We start from the raw sequence: 24,886 nt of genomic DNA, 5'->3' as shown, positions 1-24,886 counted from the left end.
AGGGCCTAGGCGAAACGTGCCGGGTTGAAGGGCTGCAGGTCCAGCGGCGGCGTCCGGCCGGCCACCAGCGCGGCCACGATCTCGGCGGTGGCCGCCGACTGTGTGAGCCCCAGGTGGCCATGGCCGAAGGCGTGCGTGACGCGCGCGTCGGTGGGTGAGGGCCCGATGGCGGGCAGCGAGTCGGGCAGCGAGGGGCGAAAGCCCATCCACGGCGTGCCGCCCTCGGTGCGCAGGCCGGGCAGGAAACGCTGCGCCTTGCCCAGCAGCACTTCGGCGCGCCGGTAGTTGGGCGCGGCCCTCAGGCCGGCCAGTTCGACGGCCCCGCCCACGCGCACGCCACCGGCGATGGGCGTGACCACGAAGCCGTGGCTGGGGAAGCTCAGCTGCCGCTGCAAGGCGAAGGCGCCCGCCGGCAAGGTGGTGTTGTAGCCGCGCTCGGTCTCCAGCGGCACGCGCTCGCCCAGGGTCTGCGCCAGCTGGTGCGACCAGGCGCCGGCGGCCACCACCACGTGCCGGGCCCGCACCAGGCGGCCATCGGCCAGCCGCAGGCCCATGTGCGGGCCTTCAGGCTGCAGCGCCTGCACCGCGGCCTGGCGCAGCCGGCCCCCGGCGGCCATGAAGGCGCCGGCGATGGTGTGGCACAGCAGCAGCGGGTCTTCGATGGTCTGCCAGCCGGGCACGAAGGTGGCCGCCACCAGCGCCGGGCTCAGGCCGGGCTGCCAGCGTGCGATGGCGGTGGCGCCGTGGGCGTGCTCGAAGGCGATGCCGTGCTCGGCCCGCAGCTGCCAGCCGGGCAGCGCGGCTTTCCATTCGGCTTCGCTCTCGTACAGGTGCAGGTTGCCGCCGCTGTGCAGCAGGTGCTGCGCACCCGCGGCCTGCAGCAGGCGCAGCGTGGCCGGCGCGGCCAGCCGCATCAGCGCCACCTGGGCCTGCAGGCTGCGCGCGAAGGCGGCCGGCCGGCTGGCCCGCCAGAAGCGCCACAGCCAGGACAGCAGGGCCGGCAGGTAGGCCGGCCGCAGCGCCAGCGGGCCCAGGGGGTCGAGCAGCCAGCGCGGCACCTGGGCCAGGATGCCGGGCGAGGCCAGCGGCAGCACGTCGGAGAAGGCGAAGGCACCGGCGTTGCCGCGGCTGGCCTGCGCCGCCACGCCCTGGCGGTCGAGCAGCCACACGGCGCGCCCCTGGCGCTGCAGCAGCAGCGCGCAGCTCAGGCCGACGATGCCGGCGCCGACCACCACCACGTCGGCCTGCAGCTCGGCATCGGCCAGCGGGGGTGGAGCCGTCGGGTCGGCCGCGGCCAGCTCAGCAGGTGTCATGCCGGGGTGCCGTTCGGTGCTGCGTTGATGCCCCAGGCGAAGGGGTCTTGCGGGTCGAACACCAGCGTGGCGTCCAGCGTCACGTAGGCGGTGCCGTGGATGAAGGGCAGCACGCGCCCAGGTTCTGCGGCCGGCTGGTAGTGGGCGTTGAAGACGCTGCCGATCACGCTTTCCTGGTGCCAGACCTGGCCGGGCTGCAGTTCGCCATCGGCCGCCAGGCAGGCCAGCTTGGCGCTGGTGCCGGTGCCGCAGGGCGAACGGTCGTAGGCCATGCCCGGGCACAGCACGAAGTTGCGGCCGTGGTGGCGTGCATCTTGCGGCGGGCCCATCAGTTCGATGTGGTCGATCTCGGCGCCATCGGCCCCCGTGATGCCCGCCGCCACCAGCGCCTGGCGGAGGGCCTCGGCGTGCGCGGTGAGCGGCGCCACCTGGGAGGCCGACAGGTCCAGCCCATGGTCGGCGCACAGGAAGAACCAGTTGCCGCCCCAGGCCACGTCGCCGTGCACGCGGCCCAGGCCGGGCACGTCCACCGCCACGGCCTGGGCGTGGCGGTAGGCCGGCACGTTGGCCACGGTGACGCTGCGGTCGTCGTGCAGCGTGGCCTGCACCGTGCCCACGGGCGTGTCGATGGCATGCACGCCGGGCTGGATGCGGCCCAGGTGGGCCAGCGTGGCCACCACGCCGATGGTGCCGTGCCCGCACATGCCGAGGTAGCCGACGTTGTTGAAGAAGATCACGCCGCACAGGCTGCCGGGCGCCTGCGGCGGCGTGAGCAGCGCACCCACCAGCACGTCGGAGCCGCGCGGCTCGTTCATCAGCGCCCGCCGCCAGGGGTCGTGCTGGGTGCGGAAGCGCTCGCGAAGCTCGGCGAGGCTGCCGGTGCCCAGCTCGGGGCCGCCGGTGAGGACCAGGCGCGTGGGTTCGCCGCCGGTGTGGGAATCGACGATGCGGGTGGTGGGGACTTGCATGGTTTCAGGCGGCCGGTGTGCGCTGCTGGCGCCGTTGGGGGGTGGGTGCGGGGTTCAACAGGCGGTGCAGATCCTTGCGCACCGCCTCGATGTGCCCGGCCAGGTGCGCGCACGCGGCGTCGAGCTGGCCCGTGCGGCACAGCTGCAGCAGCTTGCGGTGCTCGCGTTCGGCGCGGGGCAGGGCCTGGTGTGGGTTCGCCCGGTTCATCTGCACGCGGGTGTAGCGCTCGCTGGTCTGCAGCAGCTGCGTCACGATGGCCAGCGTGCGTGGCTGCCGTGCATGGCGGTACAGCGCCTGGTGGAAACGGGCGTTGAGCTCGCCCCAGTGGGCGACGTCCTGCTGCGCGATGGCGCCGGCGAAGGCCTGGTCGAGCTGCGCGATGTCGGCAAAGTCGGCCTCGGTGAGCAAGGGGGCCGAGCTGCGCAGCAGGCGCGGCTCCAGCAGCGCGCGCAGGTCGAACACGTCGTCGATCTCGGCGCGCGAGAAGGTGGACACGATGGCGCCCTTGTGCGGCGCGATCTGCACCAGGCCTTCGGCCTCCAGCTGGAACAGCGCCTCGCGCACCGGGATGCGGCTGACGCCGAACTGCGCGGCCAGCGCGTCCTGCCGCAGCTGGCTGCCGGCCGCGTGCGTGCCCGACAGGATGCCTTGGCGCAGCTGCTCGGCGATGGCCGAGGACAGCGTGCGGTGAACCAGGTTCTGCTTCATGGCGGGCGGGGCTCGGTCAGGCATTCTGCCGGTGTTGCATGGCCGGGTGTTGACTTGTCGATTGTATAAAATCTACGATCGGCGCATCACAGCGGCCATCCCCCCAAGAGCAAACCATGAGCGCAGCGGTCCACTGGCAAGGCGTCTTTCCCGCCGTCACCACGCAGTTCCGGGAAGACCACTCGCTGGACATCGAGGCCACGGCCCGGGTCATGGCCGCGCTGATCCGTGACGGCGTGTCGGGGCTCATCATCTGCGGCACCGTGGGCGAGAACACCTCGCTGTCGCGCAGCGAGAAGGCGCAGATCATGGAAGCTGCCGTGGCCGTGGCGGCCGGCCGCGTGCCGGTGATCTGCGGCGTGGCCGAATTCACCAGCGCCTTTGCCATCGAAACCGCCCGCGAGGCCGAGCGCGCCCGGGTCGACGGCATCATGCTCATGCCCGCGCTGGTGTACTCGTCCAAGCCCTTCGAGTCGGCGGCGCACTTCCGCACCGTGGCCACCGCCATCGACCTGCCGGTGATGGTCTACAACAACCCGCCGGTCTACAAGAACGACATCACGCCCGACATCCTGGCCAGCCTGGCGGACTGCGAGAACATCGTCTGCTTCAAGGACAGCAGCGGCGACACGCGCCGCTTCATCGACACCCGCAAGCGCGTGGGCGACCGCTTCGTGCTGTTTGCCGGCCTGGACGACGTGGTGGTGGAAAGCGTAGCCATGGGGGCGGCGGGCTGGGTGTCGGGCATGTCCAACGCCTTTCCGCGCGAAGGCGAGACGCTCTTCCGCCTGGCCCAGGCCGGGCGCATGGCCGAGCTGATGCCGCTGTACGAGTGGTTCATGCCCTTGCTGCACCTGGACGCGCGGCCCGACCTCGTGCAGTGCATCAAGCTCTGCGAACACCTGGTAGGTCGTGGCTCCTGGCGGACGCGCCCGCCGCGTCTGGCGCTGCAGGGCGAGGACAAGGCGCAGGTCGAGCGGGTGATGGCCGAGGCGCTGGCCCACCGGCCGCTGCTGCCGGATGTGGGCCTGCCCGCGCTGCTCTGAAGCATTTGGCCCCATGCGCCTGCCCAACCTGCTCGACACCCGGATCGGCCGCCTGACGGCCTTCTTCTTTCTCTACCTGACCGAAGGCATCCCGCTGGGCTTCGGCGCCACCGCCATCGCCACGCAACTGCGCCGCGCCGATGTGGGCCCGGCCGAGATCGGCGCCTTCGTCGGCTCGTTCTACCTGCCCTGGGCCTTCAAGTGGGCCTTCGGGCCCTTCATCGACGTCTTCACCTCCGAGCGCCTGGGCCGGCGGCGCGGCTGGATCCTGGGCACGCAGGTCATGCTGGTGCTGACGCTCGTCGTCGCGGCGCAGGTGCCGCTGCCGGCGCAGCTGGGGCTGCTGACGGGCATCCTGCTCGTGCACAACACCTTCGGCGCGATGCAGGACGTGGCCATCGACGCGCTGGCCGTCAACACCCTGCGTGCCGACGAACGCGGCCTCGCCAACGGGGTGATGTTCGGCGGCGCGTCCATCGGCATGGCCCTGGGCGGCGGCGGCGTGCTGTTCCTGATGCCGGTGTTTGGGCTCACGGGCGGCTTCTACTTCGTGGCGGCGTGCATCGCCGCCGTCACGGTGTTCATCGTGCTGCCGCTGCGCGAGGCGCCCACGCCCGAGGCCGAGCGCCGCGCCGCCGGGCTGGCCTCAGCCGGCCGTGAGATCAAGCGCTTCTGCGGCGAGGCCTTCCGCAGCTTCCTGGGCACGCGCGGCGCCTTCGCGGGCCTCTTCTTCGCATTGCTGCCCGCCGGGGCGATGAGCCTGGGCCTGGCGCTGCAGAGCAACCTGGCCGTGGAGTTGGGCCTCAGCGACCAGAGCGTGGGCTCGCTCTCGGTCATGACGCAGGTGGTCGCCGCCACCTGCATGGTGCTCGGCGGCTGGCTGTCCGACCGCCTGGGCCGCCGCCGCACGCTCTTCGTCTACATGGCGCTGATGAGCCTGCCCGTGCTCTACCTCATGACCGTGCTGCAGCAGCATGGCTGGGTGATGCCCAACCCGGCCGAAGGCCCGCTCAAGCGCACCGCCTTGCCGGCGCTGGTGACGGCGCTGTGGGTGGCCACGCTGCTCTACGCCGCGGCGCAGGGCCTGATGTACGGCACGCGTTCGGCCATCTTCATGGACGTCACCAACCCGCGTGTGGCCGGCACGCAGTTCACGGCCTACATGGCGATGATGAACCTCGCCATTTCGTACAGCGCCACGTGGCAGGGCATCGCGGCCGAGGCCATCGGCTACCCGAAGACGCTGTTGATCGACGCCCTCACCGGCCTGCTGTGCCTGGCGGTGCTGCCTTTCATCAAGCCCAGCCTGACGCCCGATGGCGATGGCGGCGCCGGACGCCGCGCGCGCCGCCTGGCCACGCTGCTGGCCTTGGGCTGCGTGGCCGCGGTGGCCTACCGCCTGGGCGCCTGGGACGCGGGCAAGGCGGCGCCGATGTTCGAGATCCTGTTCATGCTGGTCTTCGTGGCCTCGGCGGTGTTTCTGGGCACGGGCGCGGTGGTGCTGGGCGCCGCCACGCCGCAGGCGGCGCGCATCGGCCGGCTGGGCCTGCTGATGGCCCCGCTGCTGGTGGCCATGTACCTGCGCAAGTGGTGGCCCGAGCCGCAGGCCTTCTATGTGGTGGTGCCGGCGCTGGCGGCGCTGCTGCTGGCGTGGCAGGCGCGGCTGCCCTGGACCGCGCTGGCCGAAAGGCCCGAAGCGCCAGCCCAGCCAGCGGCAGCCTGATGCCGTGCCGGCGTCGGCTCAGGGGCAGGCCGTGATCACCTGCGCCACGGAGGCCGTGAGCTTCTTGCCGTAGGGCACGTGCAGGAACTCGTTGGGGCCGTGGGCGTTGCTCTTGGGGCCGAGCACGCCGCAGACCATCATCTGCGCCTTCGGGAAGCCCTTCTGCAGCATGCTCATCAGCGGGATGGTGCCGCCCTGGCCGATGTAGCCCACGGGCGCTCCGAAGTGCGCCTGCGAGGCGCGGTTCATCGCGTCTTCCAGCCAGGGCGAGAGCTCGGGCGCGTTCCAGCCCGTGGCGCCCAAGGCGCCGGCGCGACCGTCGGGGTGGAAGGTGACCTTGGCGTTGTAGGGCGCGTTGTCTTCCAGCAGCGTCTTCAGCGCCATGCTGGCCTCGTGCCCGTCCACCAGCGGGGGCAGCCGCAGGCTCAGCTTGAAGGCGGTGTAGGGGCGCAGCACGTTGCCGGCGTTCTTCAGTTCGGGGAAGCCGTCGACGCCCGTCACGCTCAGCGTGGGCCGCCAGGTGCGGTTGAGCAGGCCTTCCACGGGGTCGGTGGTGGTGGGCAGCACGGCGCCGCCGTCGGCGCCGCAGGCCCAGGGCATGCGCTTCCACACTTCATCGCCGAGGATGGCCGCCGTGGCCTGCGCCTGCGCCAGGCGAGAAGTCGGCACCTGGCAGTGGAAGCTTTCGGGCAGCAGGCGGCCGGTCTTGCTGTCTTCCAGGCGGTCGAGCACCTGGCGCAGCACCCGGAAGCTGCTGGGCACCAGGCCCGAAGCGTCGCCGCTGTGGATGCCCTCGGTGAGGATCTCCACCTTCAGCACGCCGCTGACCATGCCGCGCAGGCTGGTGGTGAGCCAGAGTTGGTCGTAGTTGCCGGCGCCGCTGTCCAGGCAGACGACCAGGCTCACGTTGCCCAGGCGGTTGCCGAGGGCGGCGATGTAGGCCGGCAGATCGTGGCTGCCGCTTTCCTCGCAGCTTTCGATCAGACCCACGCAGCGAGGGTGCGGCAGGCCTTGCGCATGCAGCGCTTCCAGCGCGGTGACGGCGGCGTAGACCGCGTAGCCGTCGTCGGCGCCGCCACGCCCGTAGAGCAGGCCGTTTTCGTACTTGGGCGTCCACGGGCCGAGGTCCTTGCGCCAGCCGCTGAACTCGGGCTGCTTGTCGAGGTGGCCGTAGAGCAGCACGGTGTCGCCGCTGGCGGCGCGGCCTTCGGTGCCGCCGCTGGCGGGCACTTCGAAGAAGATCACCGGCGTGCGGCCCTCGATGCGGATCACCTCCAGCTTCAGGCCCGGCAGCTTGCGGCCTTCCACCCAAGCCGCGGCGTCGCGCACGACGCGGTCGACATAACCATTCTTCGCCCAGTCGGCGTCGAACATCGGGCTCTTGGCGGGCACGCCGATGTAGTCGGTCAGGGCCGGCACGATGCGCTGGTCCCAGGCTTCCTCGCTGAACTGGGCCAGCGCGGCCAGGGCGGCGGATTCTTCGGCTCGGGTGGGGGCGTTCATGGACAGATCTCCGCAGCGTAGAAGGAGGGGCAGTTTAGGCCGGTGCGGGGGCGGGCAGCGCACCCAGCCAGGCCAGCAGCCGGGCTTCGACCTCGGCGTGCTCGGGCTCGTTGAAGATCTCGTGGAAAAGGGCCGGGTAGTCCTGGGCCTGCACCACGCCAGCCGGCGCCGCGGCTGCTAAGCGGGCACTGCCTTCCGGGCGCACGCAGCGGTCGGCCCCCGCCCAGAGCAGCAAGGTGGGGGTGCGCCAGCGCGCGGCCAGGCGGCGCAGCACCGCGCCTTCGCTGACGATGAAGTGCAGCAGCCGGGGCGTGATGCGGTCGTGCACCAGCGGGTCGGCCTCGTAGGCGCGCACCACGGCGGGGTCGCGGCTCAGCCACGCCGCCTGCAGGCCGTTGGGCAGGGCCAGCGCGGGCATCAGCGGGCGCAGCACCGCCAGCAAGGCCCGCTGGGGCCAGCCCAGGCCAATGTCCAGTGCCGGGCTGCTGAGCGCCAGACCGGACATTTCGCGGTACCACGGCCGTGGGCGCTGCATCAGCCCCTCGGCGACGAAGCGCGCGGCGATCAGCCCGCCCAGGCTGTGACCCAGCAGCACATGGCGCGGTCCGGCGTCGCCGGAAGCTCGCACGGCGTCGATGGCCAGGGCCAGGTCGGGCAGCAGCGCCGGTTGCAGCGGCAGCACGCCGCGTGCGCCGCTGCTGCGGCCGTGGCCGCGGTGGTCGTGCCCGGCCACGTGCCATCCGGCGGCGTTGAGCCTGCGCGCCAGCGCGTCGTAGCGGCCGATGTGTTCACCCAGGCCGTGCACGATCTGTACCGTGCCCCGCAGCGGCCCGGCCTGCGTGCGGGCTGACCAGTGCTGCAGGTGCAGGCGCTGGCCATCTGGCGTGGGCAGCAGGCGCGGCGTGGGCGTGGGGGCGCCAGGCATGGGCGAACTCTCCGCTGGGGGATGCGGCAGTGTAGGCAAGCGCGCCGCGTGGGCCGGAGCCCGTCAAAATTGCGCAAATTTGATAATTCAGCGGAAATGCTACTTGGGTTAGATTCTGCAAAGATCATTTCCATCGATTGAGCGCCTCACTCGCGCCCTGACCTCCATGCTTCGCACCAGCCTCCTCCAGTTCGCCGAGCACTGCCGCTTCAGCCAGGTGCGCCTGTTCGCCGGTGAAGTGCTCTACACCGAAGGCATGCCCGCGCCGAACCTGTACGTGGTGAAAGACGGCGAGATCGACCTCTTCCTCGTGCGCGATGAGAAGCGCACCGTGGTCGAGACCCTGGGCCGGGGCCAGTGTTTCGGTGTCGAGCCGCACCTGGGCAAGCCCACACGCCTTCAGGGCGCTGTGGCGCGACGCTATTGCGAGCTGTACGTGATCGACCTGGCCGTGATGAACCAGGCCGCGGGCCTGAGCCCCGATCTCGTGCAGGGCCTGCTGCACACGATGTCCGAGCGCCTGACCGTGGCGCACGGGCTGATCGCCAGCCGCGTCAACCACCAGCCCGATCTGGCGCTGTATGCGCAGCTGCTGTACCTGATGGGCGCGGCCGAGGTGGGCAAGGGCGCGGTGCACGGCCGCAGCGCCAGCGCCGGCGGCAGCGTGGTGCTGGCGCGCCCGCTGCTGCAGGACGTGATGGCGCAGGCCCGGGCCATGTTCGGCCATGCCGACCGCCACATCCGCGCCTGCCTGGACAAGCTGGTCAACCTGCACCTCGTGCGCATCGACGACGAGCGTGGCACGGGCAAGCAGGTGATCTTCGCGCCACGCGACATCGTGGCCCAGGTGCGCAAGTGCCTGGCACAGGCCGAGGCCGTGGGCGAGAAGCAGACGCACGAGTACATCGGCGTGGGCGAGTTCGCCCAGATGGTGGACGTGGACCGCAGCACCTTGCTGCGCAAGCTGGCCAGCGGCGAGTTCGCCGAAGACGTGTTCACCTTCCGGCGCAGCGAGATCGTGCGCCTGCTCGACGAGAAAGGCCGGCGCTACTTCGTGGAGCGCCGCATGAAGTCACCCGCGGAATTCACCGATGTCACCGACATCGAGTTCGCCGACGCGAAGGCCGTGCATGCCGTGGTCGCCAAGATGGACACCTACGACCTGGCCAAGGTGCTGTCCACGCTGGACGAAGGCCCGGTGCGCAACAAGGTGCTGGGCGCCTTGTCGCGGCGCCGGCGCGACGACGTGGAAAGCGACCTGCGCGACCTCGGCCCGGTGGACCCTGTGGAGGCACAGATGCTCGGCCAATCGATGCTCAAGGAACTGAAGGCGGCGATGCTGCAGGCCGCCTGAGGGCGCGGCGGCAGTCTGCAGGCAGCCGCGAGCCTGCCTCAGAGCGTGAAGTCGTAGTCGATGGTCAGCGGCGCGTGGTCGCTGAAGCGCTGCGCCTTGTGGATGTGCGCGGCGCGCGCCTTGGCCGCCAGGCCGGGCGTGGCGAGGTGGTAGTCGATACGCCAGCCCACGTTCTTCGCCCAGGCCTGGCCGCGGTTGCTCCACCATGTGTAGCTCTCGTCGGTGGTGTCGGGGTGCAACCGGCGGTACACATCCACCAGCCCGCCTTCACTCAGCAGGCGCGTCATCCAGGCGCGCTCTTCGGGCAGGAAGCCGCTGTTCTTCTGGTTGCCCTTCCAGTTCTTGAGGTCGGCCTCGCGGTGCGCGATGTTGACGTCGCCCACCAGGATGAACTCGCGTTCCTCCTTCAGTCGCATCAGGTGCGGGTAGATCAGCGCCAGGAAACGGAACTTGGCCTGCTGGCGTTCTTCGCTGCTGCTGCCGCTGGGGAAGTAGCAGCTGATGATGGAGAGCTTGCGCCGGGCGGTGTCGTAGCGCGCTTCCACCCAGCGGCCTTCGGCGTCGAACTCGGGGTTGCCGATGCCGGTGATGACTTCGCGCGGCTTCTTCTTCAGGTACAGGCCCACGCCCGAGTAGCCTTTCTTCTCGGCGCAGTGGAAGTGGCCCTTCATCCCGGCGATGGAATCGAGGCTGCCTGCGATGTCAGCGTGGTGGGCCTTGAGCTCCTGCACCCCCATACAATCTGCGGCCGCGCTTTCAGCCCAGTCTTGCAGGCCTTTGTTGGCCGCCGAACGTATGCCGTTCACGTTCAACGAGATCAGTCGGAAGCCCAAACTCCACTCCTTTTGAAGACCATGCCGAACGACAATTCCACCCCGCTGGCGCAGGAATTCGTGTCGTTTGCCGTGCAGGCCGGTGTGCTGCGCTTCGGTGAGTTCAAGACCAAGGCGGGGCGGCTGTCGCCGTACTTCTTCAACGCCGGCCTGTTCGACGACGGCGCCAAGCTCGGCCGCCTCGCGGAATTCTATGCACGCCGCCTCATCGACAGCGGCCTGCAGTTCGACATGATCTTCGGCCCCGCCTACAAGGGCATCACGCTGGCTGCCGCGCTGTCGGTGGAACTGGCGCGCCACGGCCGCAACGTGCCTTTCGCCTACAACCGCAAGGAAGCGAAAGACCACGGCGAAGGCGGCACCCTTGTCGGCGCGAAGGTGGCCGGCCGCGTTCTCATCGTGGATGACGTCATCTCCGCAGGCACTTCGGTGCGCGAATCCATCGCGATGATCACGGCCGCCGGCGGCACGCCTGCCGGGGTGGCCATCGCGCTCGACCGCCAGGAACGCGCCACCGACGCGAAGGGGCAGGAGGTGCCCTGGAGCGCCGTGCAGTACGTTTCTGATGAGTTGAAACTGCCTGTGGTGGCCATCGCCACCTTGCAGGACTTGCTTCAGTATCTGCACGCCCATGCCGATACGCCCCTGAGCGCCTACGCCGCCCCGGTGCAGGCCTACCGCGAACGCTACGGGATCTGAATGCGCCGAGCACCGACCTGCCAACCCCTGCACCGCCTGGCCTTGCTGCTGGCGGTGGGCGTGAGCGCGGGTGCGGCCCTGGCACAGCCGGCCCCGCCGGTGGCGGGCATCTACACCTGCATCGACGACAAGGGCCGCCGGCTGACCGCCGATCGGCCGATCGTCGAGTGCGCGGCCAAGGAACAGCACATCCTCAATCGCGATGGTTCCCTGCGCAAGGTGATCCCGCCCACGCTCACGGCCGAAGAGCGGGCCGAGAAGGAAGCGCGTGAGCGCGCCGAGAAGGAAGCCAAGGCCGCCGCTGCCGATGCCGTGCGGCGCGACCGCAACCTGATGGCGCGTTTCCCGAACGAGGCTGCCCACCAGCGCGCCAGAGAAAACGCGCTGGACACCGTGCGCCTGGCGATGAAGGCCACCGAACTGCGCCTGCGGGGGCTGGCCGCCGAACGCAAGCCGCTGCTGGACGAGGCCGAGTTCTACCAGGGCAAGCCGCTGCCCCCGCGGCTGAAGTCGCAAATCGATGCCAACGATGCCGCCGTGGATGCGCAGAGAGCCGCCACGGCCACGCAACAGGCCGAGCTGGAGCGCATCAACAGGCTCTACGACGCCGAGCTCGACCGCCTGCGGCGTCTCTGGAGCGGCGCGCCGGCCGGTTCGCTCGGGCCGATGCCGGCGGCCCCCGCAGCCCCTCCCGCCCCCAAGCCTGCCAGCCGCTGACCGGCTGGCGGCTTGCGCGTTTCAGCCCAGGCGCTGGCGCAGCAGTTCGCCGGCCTGCGCCGGGTTGGCCTTGCCCTTGCTGGCCTTCATCACCTGGCCGACCAGCGCGTTGAAGGCCTTTTCCTTGCCGGCGCGGAACTCTTCCACGCTCTTGGCGTTCGCCGCGATCACCTCGTCGACGATGGCCAGCAGGGCGCTGCTGTCGTTCATCTGCTTGAGGCCCTGGGCTTCGATGATGGCGTCGACATCGGTCTGCGCGCCCGACCACAACAGCTCGAAGACCTGCCGCGCGCCGTTGTTCGACACCGTGCTGTCGGCCACGCGGCGGATCAGCGCAGCCAGCGTGGCCGGTTGCAGCGCGGCGGCTTCGATGCCGCGGCCTTCGGCGTTCAGGCGCTTGCTCACCTCGCCCATCAGCCAGTTGGCGGCGAGCTTGGGGGTGCCACAGCCGTCGCGCACGGCTTCGTAGAACCTCGCGAAGGCCAGGCTCTGCGTCATCAGCGCGGCGTCGGCCTCGGGCAGGCCGTCCTCGCGCACGAAGCGCTCGGCCATCGCGGCCGGCAGCTCGGGCATCGCGGTCTTCACGCGCGCCACCCACGCGGGCGAAATCACCAGCGGCGGCAGGTCGGGGTCGGGGAAGTAGCGGTAATCGGCCGCGTCTTCCTTGCTGCGCATCGCGCGCGTCTCGCCCGTGTCGGGGTTGAAGAGCACGGTGGCCTGCTCGATGGGCAGGCCGTCTTCCACGCGGTCGATCTGCCACTGCACCTCGAAATCGATGGCCTGCTGCAGGAAGCGGAAGCTGTTGAGGTTCTTGATCTCGCGCCGCGTGCCGAAGGGCGCGCCGGGCTTGCGCACGCTGACGTTGGCGTCGCAGCGGAAGCTGCCTTCCTGCATGTTGCCGTCGCAGATGCCCAGCCACACCACCAGCGTGTGCAGCGCCTTGGCGTACTCCACCGCTTCGGCGCTGCTGCGCATGTCGGGCTCGGAGACGATCTCCAGCAGCGGCGTGCCGGCGCGGTTCAGGTCGATGCCGGTCTGGCCTTGGTAGTCCTCGTGCAGGCTTTTTCCCGCGTCTTCCTCGAGGTGGGCGCGCGTCAGGCGCACGGTCTTCTTCTGCCCGTTCAGCACGAACTCGACCTTGCCGCCCTGCACCACCGGGATCTCGTACTGGCTGATCTGGTAGCCCTTGGGCAGGTCGGGGTAGAAGTAGTTCTTCCGCGCGAAGATGGACAGCGGCGCCACCTTCGCGTGCACCGCCAGGCCGAACTGGATGGCGCGCTCCACCGCGCCCTTGTTCATCACCGGCAGCGTGCCCGGCAGCGCCAGGTCCACGGCGCAGGCCTGGGTGTTGGGCGCGGCGCCGAACTGCGTGGAAGCACCGCTGAAGATCTTGCTGGCGGTGGAGAGTTGCGCGTGCGTTTCCAGGCCGATGACGACCTCGTAGCCGCGGATCAGGGCGGGCGCGCTCACAGCTGCGGCTCCTTCAGGTGGAAATCGGTGGCCTGCTGCAGGGCATGCGCCGTGTGCAGCAACTGGCCTTCCTGGAAGTAGTTGCCGATGAGCTGCAGGCCCACGGGCAGGCCGCCTTCGCCGAAGCCCGCCGGCACGCTCATGCCGGGCAGGCCGGCCAGGCTGCCGGGCAGCGTGAAGATGTCGGCCAGGTAGTCCTGCAGCGGCTCGCGCTGCTGGCCCAGGGCCCAGGCCACCGTGGGCGCCACAGGCCCGGCGATCACGTCGCAGTGCTGGAAGCAGGCCTGGAAGTCGTCGGCGATCATGCGGCGCAGCTTCTGCGCCTGCAGGTAGTAGGCGTCGTAGTAGCCGTGGCTCAGCACGTAGGTGCCGATCATGATGCGGCGCTTCACTTCGGGCCCGAAGCCCTCTGCGCGCGTCTTCTTGTACATGTCGAGCAGGTCGCCATGCTGCGCAGCCCGGTGGCCGAACTTCACGCCGTCGAAGCGGCTCAGGTTGCTGCTGGCCTCGGCCGGGGCGATCAGGTAGTAGACGGGGATCGAAAGCTCGGTGCGCGGCAGGCTCACGTCCACCAGCGTCGCGCCCAGCTTCTCCAGCTCGGCCAGCGCGCTGCGCACGGCGCCGTTCACGTCGGCCGCCAGTGCGGCGGGGAAAAACTCCTTCGGCAGGCCGATGCGCAGGCCCTGCAGCGGCTTCGCTGCGCTGGCGCCTGCACGCGGCTGCAGCATCTGCGCATGGAAGTCCTGCGGTGGCCGTTCGGCGCTGGTGGCGTCGCGTTCGTCGAAACCGCTCATGGCCGAGAGCAGCAGCGCGCAGTCTTCGGCCGAACGGGCCATCGGGCCGGCCTGGTCCAGGCTGCTGGCGAAGGCCACCATGCCGTAGCGGCTGCACACGCCGTAGGTCGGCTTGATGCCGGTGATGCCGGTGAAACTGGCGGGCTGGCGGATGGAGCCGCCGGTGTCGGTGCCGGTGGCCGCGGGCACCAGGCGAGCGGCCACGGCGGTGGCGCTGCCGCCCGAGCTGCCGCCGGGCACGCGCGTGGGGTCCCAGGGGTTGCGCGCGGGGCCGTAGGCGCTGTTCTCGTTGGCCGAGCCCATCGCGAACTCGTCGCAGTTCAGCTTGCCCAGGGTGACGGTGCCGGCGGCCACGAGGCGCGCCACCACGGTGGCGTCGAAGGGGCTGGCATAGCCCTTCAGCATCTGGCTGCCGGCGGTGGTGGCCAGGCCGCTGCGCGCGAAGTCGGTGACGAAGATGTCCTTGTGCGCCAGCGGTATGCCGGTCAGTGGGCCGGCCGTGCCCGTCGCGATGGCGGCATCGGCAGCGCGGGCTTCGGCCAGCGCTGTGTCGGGGTTCGTCGCGAGGAAGGCGCCCAGGCCGGCGTGCTGCGCCATGCGCGCCTGCAGCACCTGCGTGAGTTCGACGCTGGAGAAGGCTTTCGCGGCCAGGCCGCGCGCCAGGGCGGCGACGCCCAGCGTGTGCAAGCCGTCGTGCACGGGCGTACTCATTCGATCACCTTGGGCACGAGGAAGAGGCCGTCTTCCACGGCCGGGGCGCTGCGCTGGTGGGCCTCGCGCTGGTTGGTCTCGGTGACGCGGTCTTCGCGCAGACGCAGTTCCACCGCCTGCACGGCCGACAGCGGCGTGTACAGCGGCTCGACGCCGCTCGTGTCGACGGCGCTCATCTGCTCGACGATGCCGAAGAAGCCGTTGAGCTGTTCGAGCATCTGGGTCTGTTCGGCGCTGGAGAGTTCCAGGCGCGCCAGGTGAGCGATGCGGCTCACTTCCTGCAAGGTCAGGGCCATCGGTGCCAGGGGTGTGTGCCCGCGCGGGGCGTCTCGGATGGGGCCCGCCAGAGCCCGATGCAAGCGCTTGCCCTGCTGAAAAAAGCAGCGCCTTACCACGGAGGCGGGAGGTGTTTACGTTATTATCTCCGGTTACCCGCAAGTCCTTTGGTGCGCGGCCGCAAGCGGGTTACCGTGGCGGCCCTGAAAGCGCCGGGTCTTGCGACCCGAACACCCCCAACACCCCAGCGCCAGCGCCCGGCGGCCCTGCCGTCGTACCCGGTCAGACCTCAGGTTTCCACCCGGTCCACCCCCCAGGCCCTCCACCCGCCTGCGAACGACGCACCCCGTCCGCCCGCCGCCCGCGCACCCGTTCTGCCCCACCGCCCATGTTTGCTGCTTCCCTGCGCCGCTACTTCTCCACCGATCTCGCCATCGACCTCGGCACCGCCAACACGCTGATCTACGTGCGAGGCAAGGGCATCGTGCTGGACGAGCCTTCGGTGGTGGCCATCCGCCACGAGGGCGGCCCCCAAGGCAAGAAGACCATCCAGGCCGTCGGCAAGGAAGCCAAGGCCATGCTGGGCAAGGTGCCCGGCAACATCGAGGCCATCCGCCCGATGAAAGACGGCGTCATCGCCGACTTCACGGTGACGGAGCAGATGCTCAAGCAGTTCATCAAGATGGTCCACCCACGGTCCGTCCTGCGCCCGAGCCCCCGCATCATCATCTGCGTGCCCTGCGGCTCGACGCAGGTGGAGCGCCGCGCCATCCGTGAATCCGCGCTCGGCGCCGGTGCCAGCGACGTCTACCTGATCGAAGAGCCCATGGCCGCGGCCATCGGCGCCGGCCTGCCCGTCAGCGAGGCCAGCGGCTCGATGGTGGTGGACATCGGTGGCGGCACCACCGAGGTGGGCGTCATCAGCCTGGGCGGCATGGTCTACAAGGGCAGCATCCGCGTGGGCGGCGACAAGTTCGATGAAAGCATCATCAACTACATCCGCCGCAACTACGGCATGCTGATCGGCGAGCCCACGGCCGAGGCCATCAAGAAGAACATCGGCAGCGCCTTCCCCGGCAGCGAGGTGAAGGAGATGGAAGTCAAGGGCCGCAACCTCAGCGAGGGCGTGCCGCGCAGCTTCACCATCAGCAGCAACGAGATCCTCGAAGCCCTCACCGACCCGCTGAACCAGATGGTCAGCGCGGTGAAGAACGCGCTGGAGCAGACGCCGCCCGAGCTGGGCGCCGACATCGCCGAGCGCGGCATGATGCTCACCGGCGGCGGCGCGCTGCTGCGCGACCTCGACCGCCTGCTGGCCGAAGAAACCGGCCTGCCCGTGCTGGTGGCCGAAGACCCGCTGACCTGCGTGGTGCGCGGCTGCGGCATGGCGCTGGAGCGCATGGAGCGCCTGGGCTCCATCTTCACTTCCGAGTAAGCCCGGCACCGCTGCAGCAGGAGCGACCCCAATGCCTTTGGGAACGCTCGACCGCACCCCGCCGCCTTTCTTCCGCCAGGGCCCTTCGGCCCTGAGCAAGCTCGTCTTCTTCTCGGCGCTGGCGGTGTTCCTGATGGTCGCCGACACGCGCTTTGGCTGGACGCAGCCCTTGCGAGCGGCGCTGGCCGTCGCACTGCTGCCGGTGCAGCGTGCGCTGGCCGTGCCCGTGGAGATGTGGGAGGGCGGCGAAGACTACCTGCGCGGGCTGCGGCAGGCCCAGGCCGCCGAGCGCGAGGCGCAACAGCGCCTGGCGGCCCAGGCCGAGCGCTCGCTGCGCACGGCCCAGCTGCAGCAGGAGAACGACCGCCTGCGCGCCCTGCTCGAACTGCGCCAGGCCGTGGCCGTGCGCTCGCGCCCGGCGGAGGTGCTGTACGAGGCGGCCGACCCGTATTCGCGCAAGGTGATCATCGACCGCGGCGCCACGCAGGGCGTCGTGCTGGGCGCGCCCGTCATCAACGAAGCCGGCGTGCTGGGCCAGGTGACGCGCCTGTACCCGCTGACGGCCGAGGTCACGCTGCTGGCCGACAAGGACGCGGCCATCCCGGTGCTGAACGTGCGCACGCAGCAGCGCAACGCGGCTTTCGGCGGTGCGGCCGGGGGCATGGAGCTGCGTTACGCCTCGGCCAACGCCGACGTGAAGGTGGGCGACGAACTGCAGACCAGCGGGCTCGACGGGGTGTACCCGCCGGGCTTGCCCGTGGCGCGCGTGGCCAACGTCGAGCGGCGCGTGGAATCGGGTTTTGCGCGCGTGCTGCTCACGCCCGTGGCGCAGGCCGACGGCGTTCGCCACGTGCTGGTGCTGGAGCCGGTGGCCGCGCAACTGCCTGCCCGCCCCGAGCCCGAGGCCGTCGAGAAGACCGGCCGGCCCGACCACCAGCTGAAGACGCCGCGACGCGCGGCGAGCACGCCATGAATGCGCGCCTGCAGGAGCTGGCCCGATGATCATGCCGCGCGGTTCCGACCAGCTGCTGCTGCCGGTCAACCCCTTCTTCATTGCCTTCACGCTGGCCGTGGCGGCGGCCTTCAACATGCTGCCGCTGGGCCGCGTGCCGGCCATGCCCGACCTGCTGGCCGTGGTGCTGGTGTTCTGGAGCGTGCACCAGCCGCGCCGCGTGGGTGTGGGCCTTGCGTTCCTCTTCGGGTTGCTGATGGACGTGCACCAGGGCGCGTTGCTCGGCCAGCATGCGCTGGCCTACACCTTGCTCGGTTTCGCCGGCATCAGCATCCACCGGCGCTTGCTGTGGTTCGGGGTGGTGGAGCAGGCGCTGCAGATCCTGCCGGTGTTCGTGCTCGCGCACGCGGTCTCGCTGGCCGTGCGCATGGCCGCCGGCGACATGTTCCCGGGCTGGAGCCTGCTGTTGGCGCCCGTGTTCGAGGCGCTGCTGTGGCCGGTGGCCACGCTGCTGCTGCTGGCACCGCAGCGCCGCGCGCCCGACCCCGATCAGAATAGGCCGCTGTGATGACCATCCTGCGCGATGTCGAGGAGGAAGTCGGTCGCTTCCGCGGCCGGCTGCTCGCCGCCGCGGCCTTCGTGCTGCTGGCCTTCGCGCTGCTGGCCGCGCGGCTGATCTACCTGCAGGTCATCCGTCACGACGAACTGGCCACGCAGGCCGAGGCCAACCGCATCGCGGTGGTACCCATCGTGCCCAACCGCGGCCTCATCGTCGACCGCAATGGCGTGGTGCTGGCCACCAACTACTCGGCCTACACGCTGGAGATCTCGCCGCAGCGCGGGCGGTCTTCGGCCGCCGAGCTCGATGCGCTGATGGACGAGCTGGCCGAGGTGGTGACCATCGAGCCGCGCGACCGCCGCCGCTTCAGGCGCCTGCAGGAAGAACTCAAGGGCGCCGAGAGCCTGCCCATCCGCACCAAGCTGAGCGACGAAGAGGTGGCGCGCTTCATGGCGCAGCGTTTCCGCTTCCCCGGCGTGGAGGTCAAGGCGCGGCTCTTCCGAAGCTACCCGCTGGGAGAGACGGGCAGCCACCTGCTGGGCTACATCGGCCGCATCAACCAGGCCGAGAAGAAGGCCATGGAAGAGTGGGACGAAGAGGCCCAGGGCAACTACAAGGGCACCGAGTACATCGGCAAGCTGGGCCTGGAGCAGGCGTACGAGAGCGTGCTGCACGGCACCGCCGGCTTCGAAGAGGTGGAGACCAGCGCCGGCGGTCGCGCCGTGCGGCGCCTGAAGAGCCACCCGCCCACGCCGGGCGACAAGCTCGTGCTCAGCATCGACATCAAGCTGCAGGCGCTGGTGGAGCAGCTCTTCGGTGACCGTCGCGGCGCGCTGGTGGCGCTCGACCCGCGCACGGGCGAGGTGCTGGCCTTCGTGAGCAAGCCCACCTTCGACCCCAACCTCTTCGTCGACGGCATCGATGTGGAGAGCTGGCGCGAACTGAATGAAAGCATCGACAAGCCGCTGCTGAACCGGGCCCTGCGCGGCACCTACCCGCCGGGCAGCACCTTCAAGCCTTTCATGGCGATGGCCGCGCTCACCTCGGGCAAGCGCAGCGCCAGCACCGTCATCCAGGACGGCGGTACCTTCCAGTTCGGCAACCACACCTTCCGCAGCCACGGCGACAAGGGCCTGGGGCCGGTGGACATGCACCGCAGCATCGTCAAGAGCAGCAACGTCTACTACTACTCGCTGGCCAACGAGATGGGCGTGGACCTGATGCACGAGCAGCTTTCGCCCTTTGGTTTTGGCGTGCGAACGGGCATCGACCTGGAGAACGAAGTGGCCGGCGTGCTGCCTTCCACCGATTGGAAACGCCGCTACTACAAGAAACCCGAGCAGCAGCGATGGTACGCCGGCGAAACCATCTCGCTGGGCATCGGCCAGGGCTACAACAACTTCACCATGCTGCAGCTGGCCAGCGCCACCGCCACGCTGGTCAGCGGCGGCCAGCGCTACCAGCCGCGCCTGGTGCGCGAGGTGGAGAACGTGCTGAGCGGCGAGCGCAAGCCCGTCGCCGGCCAGGCGCTGCCGCCGCTGGCGCTGAAGCCCGAGCACGTGGAGATCATCCGCCGCGCGCTGGCCGGCGTGACGACCGAGGGCACCTCCACACGCAGCTTTGCCGGGGCGTCCTATGCCAGCGGCGGCAAGACCGGCACCGCGCAGGCCGTGGGCGTGCGCCAGAACGAGAAATACAACGCCGCCAAGCTGGAAGAGCACAAGCGCGACCACGCGCTCTACATGGCCGCTGCGCCCATCGATGCGCCCACCGTGGCCCTGGCCGTGGTGGTGGAGAACGCCGGCTTTGGCGGTGACGCCGCGGCTCCCATCGCGCGGCGCGTGTTCGATTACCTGCTGCTGGGCCTGTACCCGAGCGAAGAAGATCTCGCCGGCGTGCGCGAAGGCCGCGTGCTCACGCCCATCGGCACGCCGCGCCGTGCGGTGGACGTGCCGCTGCCAGGCCAGCAGGCCGCACCGCTGCCGCCCGTCGCAGCGGCCTCGGCGCCCGCGGCCCCTGCCGTGCCCGGCGCGCCGGCTGCGCCGGCTTCGGCGCCGCAGCGTGTGGCCGCCCTGCCGCCGTTGCTGGTGAACACAGCGGTCCAGCGGCGATGAACGCCGTCTTCCAACGCCCCTCGCCCTGGCTGTTGCTGCGCCGGGTGTTCAGCGGCTTCGACGCGGCGCTGGCCGTGGCGATTGCGCTGCTGGCCGCCATCGGCCTGGTGGCCATGTACTCCGCGGGCTACGACCACGGCACGCGTTTCGTCGACCACGGCCGCAACATGCTGCTGGCGCTGGCGGTGCTGTTCGTGGTGGCCCAGGTGCCGCCGCAGAAGCTGCAGCAGCTGGCGGTGCCGCTGTACGTGGCGGGGCTGGTGCTGCTGGTGGCCACGGCCATGTTCGGCATCACGCGCAAGGGCGCCGAGCGCTGGCTGAACATCGGCTTCATGGTCATCCAGCCCAGCGAGATCATGAAGATCGCGATGCCGCTGATGATGGCGTGGTGGTTCCAGAAGCGCGAAGGCCAGCTCCGCGTGCCCGATTTCGTCATCGCGGGCCTGCTGGTGGGGGTGCCGGTGCTGATCGTGGCCAAGCAGCCCGACCTGGGCACCTCGCTGCTGATCCTGGGCAGCGGCCTTTACGTGATGTTCTTCGCCGGCCTGAGCTGGAAGCTGGTGATCCCGGCGCTGGTGGTCGGCGCCCTGGGTCTGCTGGCCATCGTGCTGACGGGCGACACCATCTGCCAGCCCGGCGTGGAATGGCCGGTGCTGCGCGAGTACCAGCGCAACCGCGTCTGCACGCTGCTCGACCCCACGCGCGATCCGCTGGGCAAGGGCTTCCACATCATCCAGGGCATGATCGCGATCGGCTCTGGCGGGCTCGGTGGCAAGGGCTTCATGCAGGGTACGCAGACGCACCTCGAGTTCATCCCCGAACGCACCACCGACTTCATCTTTGCGGCGTTCAGTGAAGAGTTCGGCCTGGCGGGCGTGCTGATCCTGTTGGCGGCCTTCACCTTCCTGATCTTCCGTGGCTTGATGATCGCGGCGGAGGCGCCCACCGTCTTCACGCGGCTGCTGGCCGGCGCGGTGAGCTTGAGCTTCTTCACCTACGCCTTCGTCAACATGGGCATGGTCAGCGGCATCCTGCCCGTGGTGGGCGTGCCCTTGCCCTTCGTCAGCTATGGCGGTACGGCCATGGTCTCGCTGGGGCTGGGGCTGGGCATCCTGATGTCCATCGCCCGCAGCCGCCGCCTGATGCAGAGCTGAAGCCCCCAGGCTCGCTGGCGCTCGCCACCCCGACCCTGACGAGGGCCCCTGCTTGGCCTAGGGGCCGTCCGCGAGCGGCCCGGCAGCGCCGGTTCCGCCGCGGGAAGCTGGGTCCGAAGCATTCGTCGCCGCCAGAGGGAAGCGCACCGTGAACAACGCGCCAGGCGTGGTGCCTGGCGCGCCGCCCATGCTGGGGCGCGGGCGGGCGTCGGTGACGGTGATGTCGGCGCCGTGGCGCTGCGCCACCTCGGCGACGATGGCCAGGCCCAGGCCGCTGCCATCCACCTGCGTGCCCAGGGCGCGGTAGAAGGGCCGGAAGATCGCTTCGCGCTCGCCCGGCGCAATGCCGGGGCCTGTGTCTTCCACCTGCAGCACCACCACCTGGCCGAAGGGGTCGGTGAGCACGCGCGCCGTGACGGTGCCCCCCTGCGGTGTGTACTGCAGCGCGTTGTCGACGAGGTTGCGCACCATCTCGCTCAGCAGCACCGGTTCTGCGCGCAGGCGGGTGGAGACCGGTCGGGTGTCGCGGTCGCCGCTGGTGTCGGCCGGGCCTTCATAGCCGAGGTCGATGCGCCGCTCGATGGCGCGCGGCACGAAGTCGCGCACCACGGCGCGCGTGATGGCCGCGAGGTCCACGTCCTGGTGGCGCGCCGCCTGGCCGGTGTCTTCGGCGCGCGCCATGGCCAGCAACTGGTTGACCATGTGCGCTGCGCGCTGCGTGCTCAGCGCGATCTGGCGCAACGTGTGCTTCATCGAGGCCGGGTCGCCGCGACCGCTGTCGATCTCGCGCGCGGCCAGTTCCGCCTGCATGCGCAGGCCGGCCAGCGGCGTCTTCAGCTGGTGCGCCGCGTCGGCGAGGAAGTGGCGCTGCGTGGCGATGGTCTTGTCCAGTCGCTGCAGCAGGTCGTTGATCGCGCCCACCAGGGGCGCCACCTCGTCGGGCACGTCGCCATCGGGAATGGGAGACAGATCGGTGCTTTCGCGCCTGCGTATGCGCTGCTGCAACTCGGCCAGGGGGCGGATGCCGCGGGTGAGGGCGAACCACACCAGCAGCACCGCCAGCGGCAGGATCACGAACTGCGGCAGGATCACGCCCTTGATGATCTCGGTGGCCAGCTTGCTGCGTTTGCCCAGGGTCTCGGCCACCTGCACCAGCGCTTCGCTGCGCGTGTCGCCAGGCGCGGGTGGCAGCCAGAGGTAGGCCACGCGCACAGGTTCGTCGCCGATGGTGTCGTCACGGAAGCGCACGCCACCTTCCGGCATCGGGGTGGTCTCGCCGCCGGGCTCGGTGGGCACGGCCAGCGCGGCCTCGCCGGCCAGCAGTTCGCCGCGGCGGCCCAGCACCTGGTAGTAGCTGCGGTCGTCGTCGTCATCGCGCTTGAGCGTGGCGGCTGCACGCTCCAGCTCGGCCCGCACGCTGCCCACTGGCAGGTCGACGGTGGAGGTCTGCACCGTGGCCTGGCGGGCCAGGGCGCGCGCGGCATCGGCCAGTTCGCGGTCGTAGGGGCGGGCGGCGATGGACTGCGCCACCACCCAGGTCAAGCCCAGGCTCATGGACCACAGCAGCAGCAGCGGCGCCAGCATCCAGTCGAGGATTTCGCCGAACAGCGAGCGCTGTTCGCGGTAGGGGGCTGTGGCCGGAGTGGCCGCCGGCCGCGCTTCGAGCGCAGCGGTGCTGGTGGCGGGCGGGGCGGCTTCGGCCAAGTCAGGCCGCGATCTTTTCCAGGCAGTAGCCCAGGCCTCGCACGGTGGCGATGCGCACCGGCCCCTGCTCGATCTTCTTGCGCAGGCGGTGGATGTACACCTCGATGGCGTTGTTGCTGACCTCTTCGCCCCACTCGCACAGGCGCTCCACCAGCTGGTCCTTGCTGACCAGCCGGCCGGCGCGCTGCAGCAGCACCTCCAGCAGGCTGAGTTCACGCGCGCTCAGTTCGACCATCTGGTCGTTGAGGTAGGCCACGCGGCCGGTGGCGTCGAAGGTCAGCGGGCCGTGCTTGAGCACGCTGCTGGCGGTGCCCAGGCCGCGGCGCGTGAGCGCGCGCACCCGCGCCTCCAGCTCCTGCAGCGAGAAGGGCTTGGCCATGTAGTCGTCGGCGCCCAGGTCCAGGCCCTTGACGCGCTGCTCCACGCTGTCGGCCGCTGTGAGGATGAGCACTGGCACGCTGCTGCCGCGCGCGCGCATCTTGCGCAGCACTTCGAAGCCGTGCATCTTGGGCAGGCCCAGATCGAGGATCACGAGGTCGAACTCGTGCCCGGCGATGGCGGCATCGGCTTCGCTGCCCGTGCCCACCTGGTCCACCGCGTAGCCCCCGGCCCGCAACGAACGCAAGAGGCCGTCGGCCAACACCTGGTCGTCTTCGGCAATGAGGATGCGCATGAGCCTGTCTCCTTTGCGGCACGTGAACCGTGCCTGTGGCCGGCAGCGTGCCCGGCGGTCCGGAAATTCTAGGCAGGCCGTCGGGCCCCGCCTTGATCAGCGTCTATGCTGCGGTTCCCTCGGCCGGGTGCCCCCACGGGGTTACCCCAAAAGGACTGTACGCATATCCAGTCTTCGCGGCATAATCGCTGCCAACCGAGGAGAACCCAGCATGGACGCACCCGTGAAAGCACTGAACACCGAGAAAGCCAAGGCCCTGCAGGCGGCGCTGGCCCAGATTGAAAAGCAGTTCGGCAAGGGCTCGATCATGCGCCTGGGCGAAGGCGAGGTGATCGAAGACATCCAGGTCGTCTCCACCGGCAGCCTGGGCCTGGACATCGCTTTAGGCGTCGGCGGCCTGCCGCGCGGCCGCGTCGTCGAGATCTACGGCCCTGAAAGCTCGGGCAAGACCACGCTCACGCTGCAGGTCATCGCCGAGATGCAGAAGCAGGGCGGCACCGCCGCCTTCATCGATGCCGAACACGCGCTCGACATCCAGTATGCGCAGAAGCTGGGCGTCAACCTGCAAGATCTGCTGATCAGCCAGCCCGACACCGGCGAGCAGGCGCTCGAAATCGTCGATGCCCTGGTGCGCAGCGGCAGCATCGACCTCATCGTCGTCGACTCGGTGGCCGCGCTCACGCCCAAGGCCGAACTCGAAGGCGAGATGGGCGACAGCCTGCCCGGCCTGCAGGCCCGCCTGATGAGCCAGGCGCTGCGCAAGCTCACCGCCACGATCAAGAAGACCAACACCATGGTCATCTTCATCAACCAGATCCGCATGAAGATCGGCGTGATGTTCGGCAACCCCGAAACCACCACCGGCGGCAATGCGCTGAAGTTCTACGCCAGCGTCCGCCTGGACATCCGCCGCACCGGCAACATCAAGAAGGGCGAAGAGGTCATCGGTTCCGAGACCAAGGTCAAGGTCGTCAAGAACAAGGTGAGCCCGCCCTTCAAGACCGCCGAGTTCGACATCCTCTACGGTGAAGGCATCAGCCGCGAAGGCGAGATCATCGACATGGGTGTCGAAGCCCGCGTGCTCGAGAAGAGCGGCGCCTGGTACGCCTACAACGGCGAGAAGATCGGCCAGGGCAAGGACAACGCCCGCGAGTTCCTGCGCGAGAACAGCGACGTGGCCCGCGAGATCGAGAACAAGGTGCGTGAGCACATGGGCATCCCGCTGCTCAACGCCGAAGCGTCCGAGTAAGGCAC

General features: G+C 70.0%; 22 protein-coding genes. 11 read left to right on the top strand and 11 right to left on the bottom strand.

The genetic code is table 11. The features are described from left to right. Positions 1–5: 5 nt before the first annotated feature. From EOE66_RS00795 to EOE66_RS00785, 3 genes are read right to left on the bottom strand one after another with little or no spacing between them, the layout of a single operon-like run. Positions 6–1,313 (bottom strand): NAD(P)/FAD-dependent oxidoreductase, encoded by a 1,308-nt coding sequence (locus EOE66_RS00795; RefSeq protein WP_128226797.1) that lies wholly within the window; start codon positions 1,311–1,313, stop codon positions 6–8. Next, positions 1,310–2,281, bottom strand: coding sequence for a 4-hydroxyproline epimerase (locus tag EOE66_RS00790; RefSeq protein WP_128226796.1), 972 nt, complete (start codon positions 2,279–2,281; stop codon positions 1,310–1,312). Before EOE66_RS00790 ends, EOE66_RS00795 begins: the two co-directional genes overlap by 4 nt. A 4-nt stretch (positions 2,282–2,285) precedes the next feature. Further along, positions 2,286–2,990 carry a GntR family transcriptional regulator gene (locus EOE66_RS00785; RefSeq protein WP_128226795.1) on the bottom strand — a complete coding sequence of 235 codons (705 nt, stop codon included), beginning with the start codon at positions 2,988–2,990 and terminating at the stop codon, positions 2,286–2,288. A 116-nt stretch (positions 2,991–3,106) separates the two neighbouring features. Between EOE66_RS00785 and EOE66_RS00780 the strand changes: the two genes are divergently transcribed. Both EOE66_RS00780 and EOE66_RS00775 read left to right on the top strand, forming a co-directional pair. Further along, a complete protein-coding gene (locus EOE66_RS00780; protein ID WP_128226794.1) occupies positions 3,107–4,036 on the top strand; it encodes a dihydrodipicolinate synthase family protein in 930 nt (309 codons plus the stop codon). A gap of 13 nt (positions 4,037–4,049) precedes the next feature. Continuing rightward, positions 4,050–5,759: an MFS transporter gene (locus tag EOE66_RS00775; RefSeq protein WP_164884948.1), complete on the top strand. Its 1,710-nt coding sequence runs from the start codon at positions 4,050–4,052 to the stop codon at positions 5,757–5,759. Positions 5,760–5,777: 18 nt separating this feature from the next. Here EOE66_RS00775 and EOE66_RS00770 read toward each other — a convergent pair whose 3' ends face one another. Together EOE66_RS00770 and EOE66_RS00765 are read right to left on the bottom strand one after the other, a co-directional pair. After that, a complete protein-coding gene (locus tag EOE66_RS00770; RefSeq protein WP_128226792.1) occupies positions 5,778–7,262 on the bottom strand; it encodes a M20 family metallopeptidase in 1,485 nt (494 codons plus the stop codon). Between the two features lie 34 nt (positions 7,263–7,296). Then, a complete protein-coding gene (locus EOE66_RS00765) occupies positions 7,297–8,187 on the bottom strand; it encodes an alpha/beta hydrolase (RefSeq protein ID WP_128226791.1) in 891 nt (296 codons plus the stop codon). Positions 8,188–8,353: 166 nt separating this feature from the next. On the opposite strand from EOE66_RS00765, the gene EOE66_RS00760 reads away from it, so the two are divergent. Continuing rightward, positions 8,354–9,541 carry a cyclic nucleotide-binding domain-containing protein gene (locus EOE66_RS00760; protein WP_128226790.1) on the top strand — a complete coding sequence of 396 codons (1,188 nt, stop codon included), beginning with the start codon at positions 8,354–8,356 and terminating at the stop codon, positions 9,539–9,541. A gap of 38 nt (positions 9,542–9,579) precedes the next feature. Here EOE66_RS00760 and EOE66_RS00755 read toward each other — a convergent pair whose 3' ends face one another. Further along, positions 9,580–10,374: an exodeoxyribonuclease III gene (locus tag EOE66_RS00755; protein WP_128226789.1), complete on the bottom strand. Its 795-nt coding sequence runs from the start codon at positions 10,372–10,374 to the stop codon at positions 9,580–9,582. A 21-nt stretch (positions 10,375–10,395) separates the two neighbouring features. Here EOE66_RS00755 and pyrE point away from each other — a divergent pair, with 21 nt between their 5' ends. Beyond that, positions 10,396–11,073 carry an orotate phosphoribosyltransferase gene (pyrE, locus tag EOE66_RS00750; protein WP_128226788.1) on the top strand — a complete coding sequence of 226 codons (678 nt, stop codon included), beginning with the start codon at positions 10,396–10,398 and terminating at the stop codon, positions 11,071–11,073. Then, a complete protein-coding gene (locus EOE66_RS00745) occupies positions 11,074–11,790 on the top strand; it encodes a hypothetical protein (RefSeq protein WP_128226787.1) in 717 nt (238 codons plus the stop codon). Between the two features lie 21 nt (positions 11,791–11,811). Here EOE66_RS00745 and gatB read toward each other — a convergent pair whose 3' ends face one another. From gatB to gatC, 3 genes are read right to left on the bottom strand one after another with little or no spacing between them, the layout of a single operon-like run. Further along, complete coding sequence (gatB, locus tag EOE66_RS00740) at positions 11,812–13,260, bottom strand: Asp-tRNA(Asn)/Glu-tRNA(Gln) amidotransferase subunit GatB (protein WP_128226786.1); 1,449 nt, start codon at positions 13,258–13,260, stop codon at positions 11,812–11,814. Beyond that, entirely contained in the window at positions 13,257–14,765 is a 1,509-nt protein-coding gene (gene gatA / locus EOE66_RS00735; protein WP_128226785.1) for an Asp-tRNA(Asn)/Glu-tRNA(Gln) amidotransferase subunit GatA, read from the bottom strand. The genes gatB and gatA overlap by 4 nt, the downstream gene beginning before the upstream one ends. Beyond that, positions 14,762–15,061: an Asp-tRNA(Asn)/Glu-tRNA(Gln) amidotransferase subunit GatC gene (gene gatC / locus EOE66_RS00730; RefSeq protein WP_128226784.1), complete on the bottom strand. Its 300-nt coding sequence runs from the start codon at positions 15,059–15,061 to the stop codon at positions 14,762–14,764. The genes gatA and gatC overlap by 4 nt, the downstream gene beginning before the upstream one ends. A 368-nt stretch (positions 15,062–15,429) precedes the next feature. Here gatC and EOE66_RS00725 point away from each other — a divergent pair, with 368 nt between their 5' ends. From EOE66_RS00725 to rodA, 5 genes are read left to right on the top strand one after another with little or no spacing between them, the layout of a single operon-like run. Beyond that, positions 15,430–16,476: a rod shape-determining protein gene (locus tag EOE66_RS00725; RefSeq protein ID WP_054140609.1), complete on the top strand. Its 1,047-nt coding sequence runs from the start codon at positions 15,430–15,432 to the stop codon at positions 16,474–16,476. Between the two features lie 31 nt (positions 16,477–16,507). Further along, entirely contained in the window at positions 16,508–17,449 is a 942-nt protein-coding gene (gene mreC, locus EOE66_RS00720; protein ID WP_128226783.1) for a rod shape-determining protein MreC, read from the top strand. 25 nt (positions 17,450–17,474) lie between these two features. Then, the gene (gene mreD, locus EOE66_RS00715; RefSeq protein WP_128226782.1) at positions 17,475–17,996 is read left to right on the top strand and encodes a rod shape-determining protein MreD; all 522 of its coding nucleotides are present in this window, start codon (positions 17,475–17,477) and stop codon (positions 17,994–17,996) included. Further along, a complete protein-coding gene (mrdA, locus tag EOE66_RS00710) occupies positions 17,996–20,101 on the top strand; it encodes a penicillin-binding protein 2 (RefSeq protein WP_128226781.1) in 2,106 nt (701 codons plus the stop codon). Before mreD ends, mrdA begins: the two co-directional genes overlap by 1 nt. Then, complete coding sequence (gene rodA / locus EOE66_RS00705) at positions 20,098–21,255, top strand: rod shape-determining protein RodA (protein ID WP_128226780.1); 1,158 nt, start codon at positions 20,098–20,100, stop codon at positions 21,253–21,255. Before mrdA ends, rodA begins: the two co-directional genes overlap by 4 nt. Positions 21,256–21,312: 57 nt before the next feature. Here the strand turns inward: rodA and EOE66_RS00700 are convergent, their stop codons facing one another. Next, entirely contained in the window at positions 21,313–22,839 is a 1,527-nt protein-coding gene (locus EOE66_RS00700) for a sensor histidine kinase (RefSeq protein ID WP_128227455.1), read from the bottom strand. A gap of 121 nt (positions 22,840–22,960) precedes the next feature. Next, entirely contained in the window at positions 22,961–23,632 is a 672-nt protein-coding gene (locus EOE66_RS00695; RefSeq protein WP_128226779.1) for a response regulator, read from the bottom strand. Between the two features lie 211 nt (positions 23,633–23,843). Between EOE66_RS00695 and recA the strand changes: the two genes are divergently transcribed. Further along, a complete protein-coding gene (recA, locus tag EOE66_RS00690) occupies positions 23,844–24,881 on the top strand; it encodes a recombinase RecA (RefSeq protein ID WP_128226778.1) in 1,038 nt (345 codons plus the stop codon). Positions 24,882–24,886 lie beyond the last annotated feature (5 nt).

The organism is Rubrivivax rivuli (assembly GCF_004016505.1).
Lineage (GTDB): Bacteria > Pseudomonadota > Gammaproteobacteria > Burkholderiales > Burkholderiaceae_C > Rubrivivax > Rubrivivax rivuli.
This window is presented reverse-complemented; position numbering and strand designations above follow the sequence as displayed.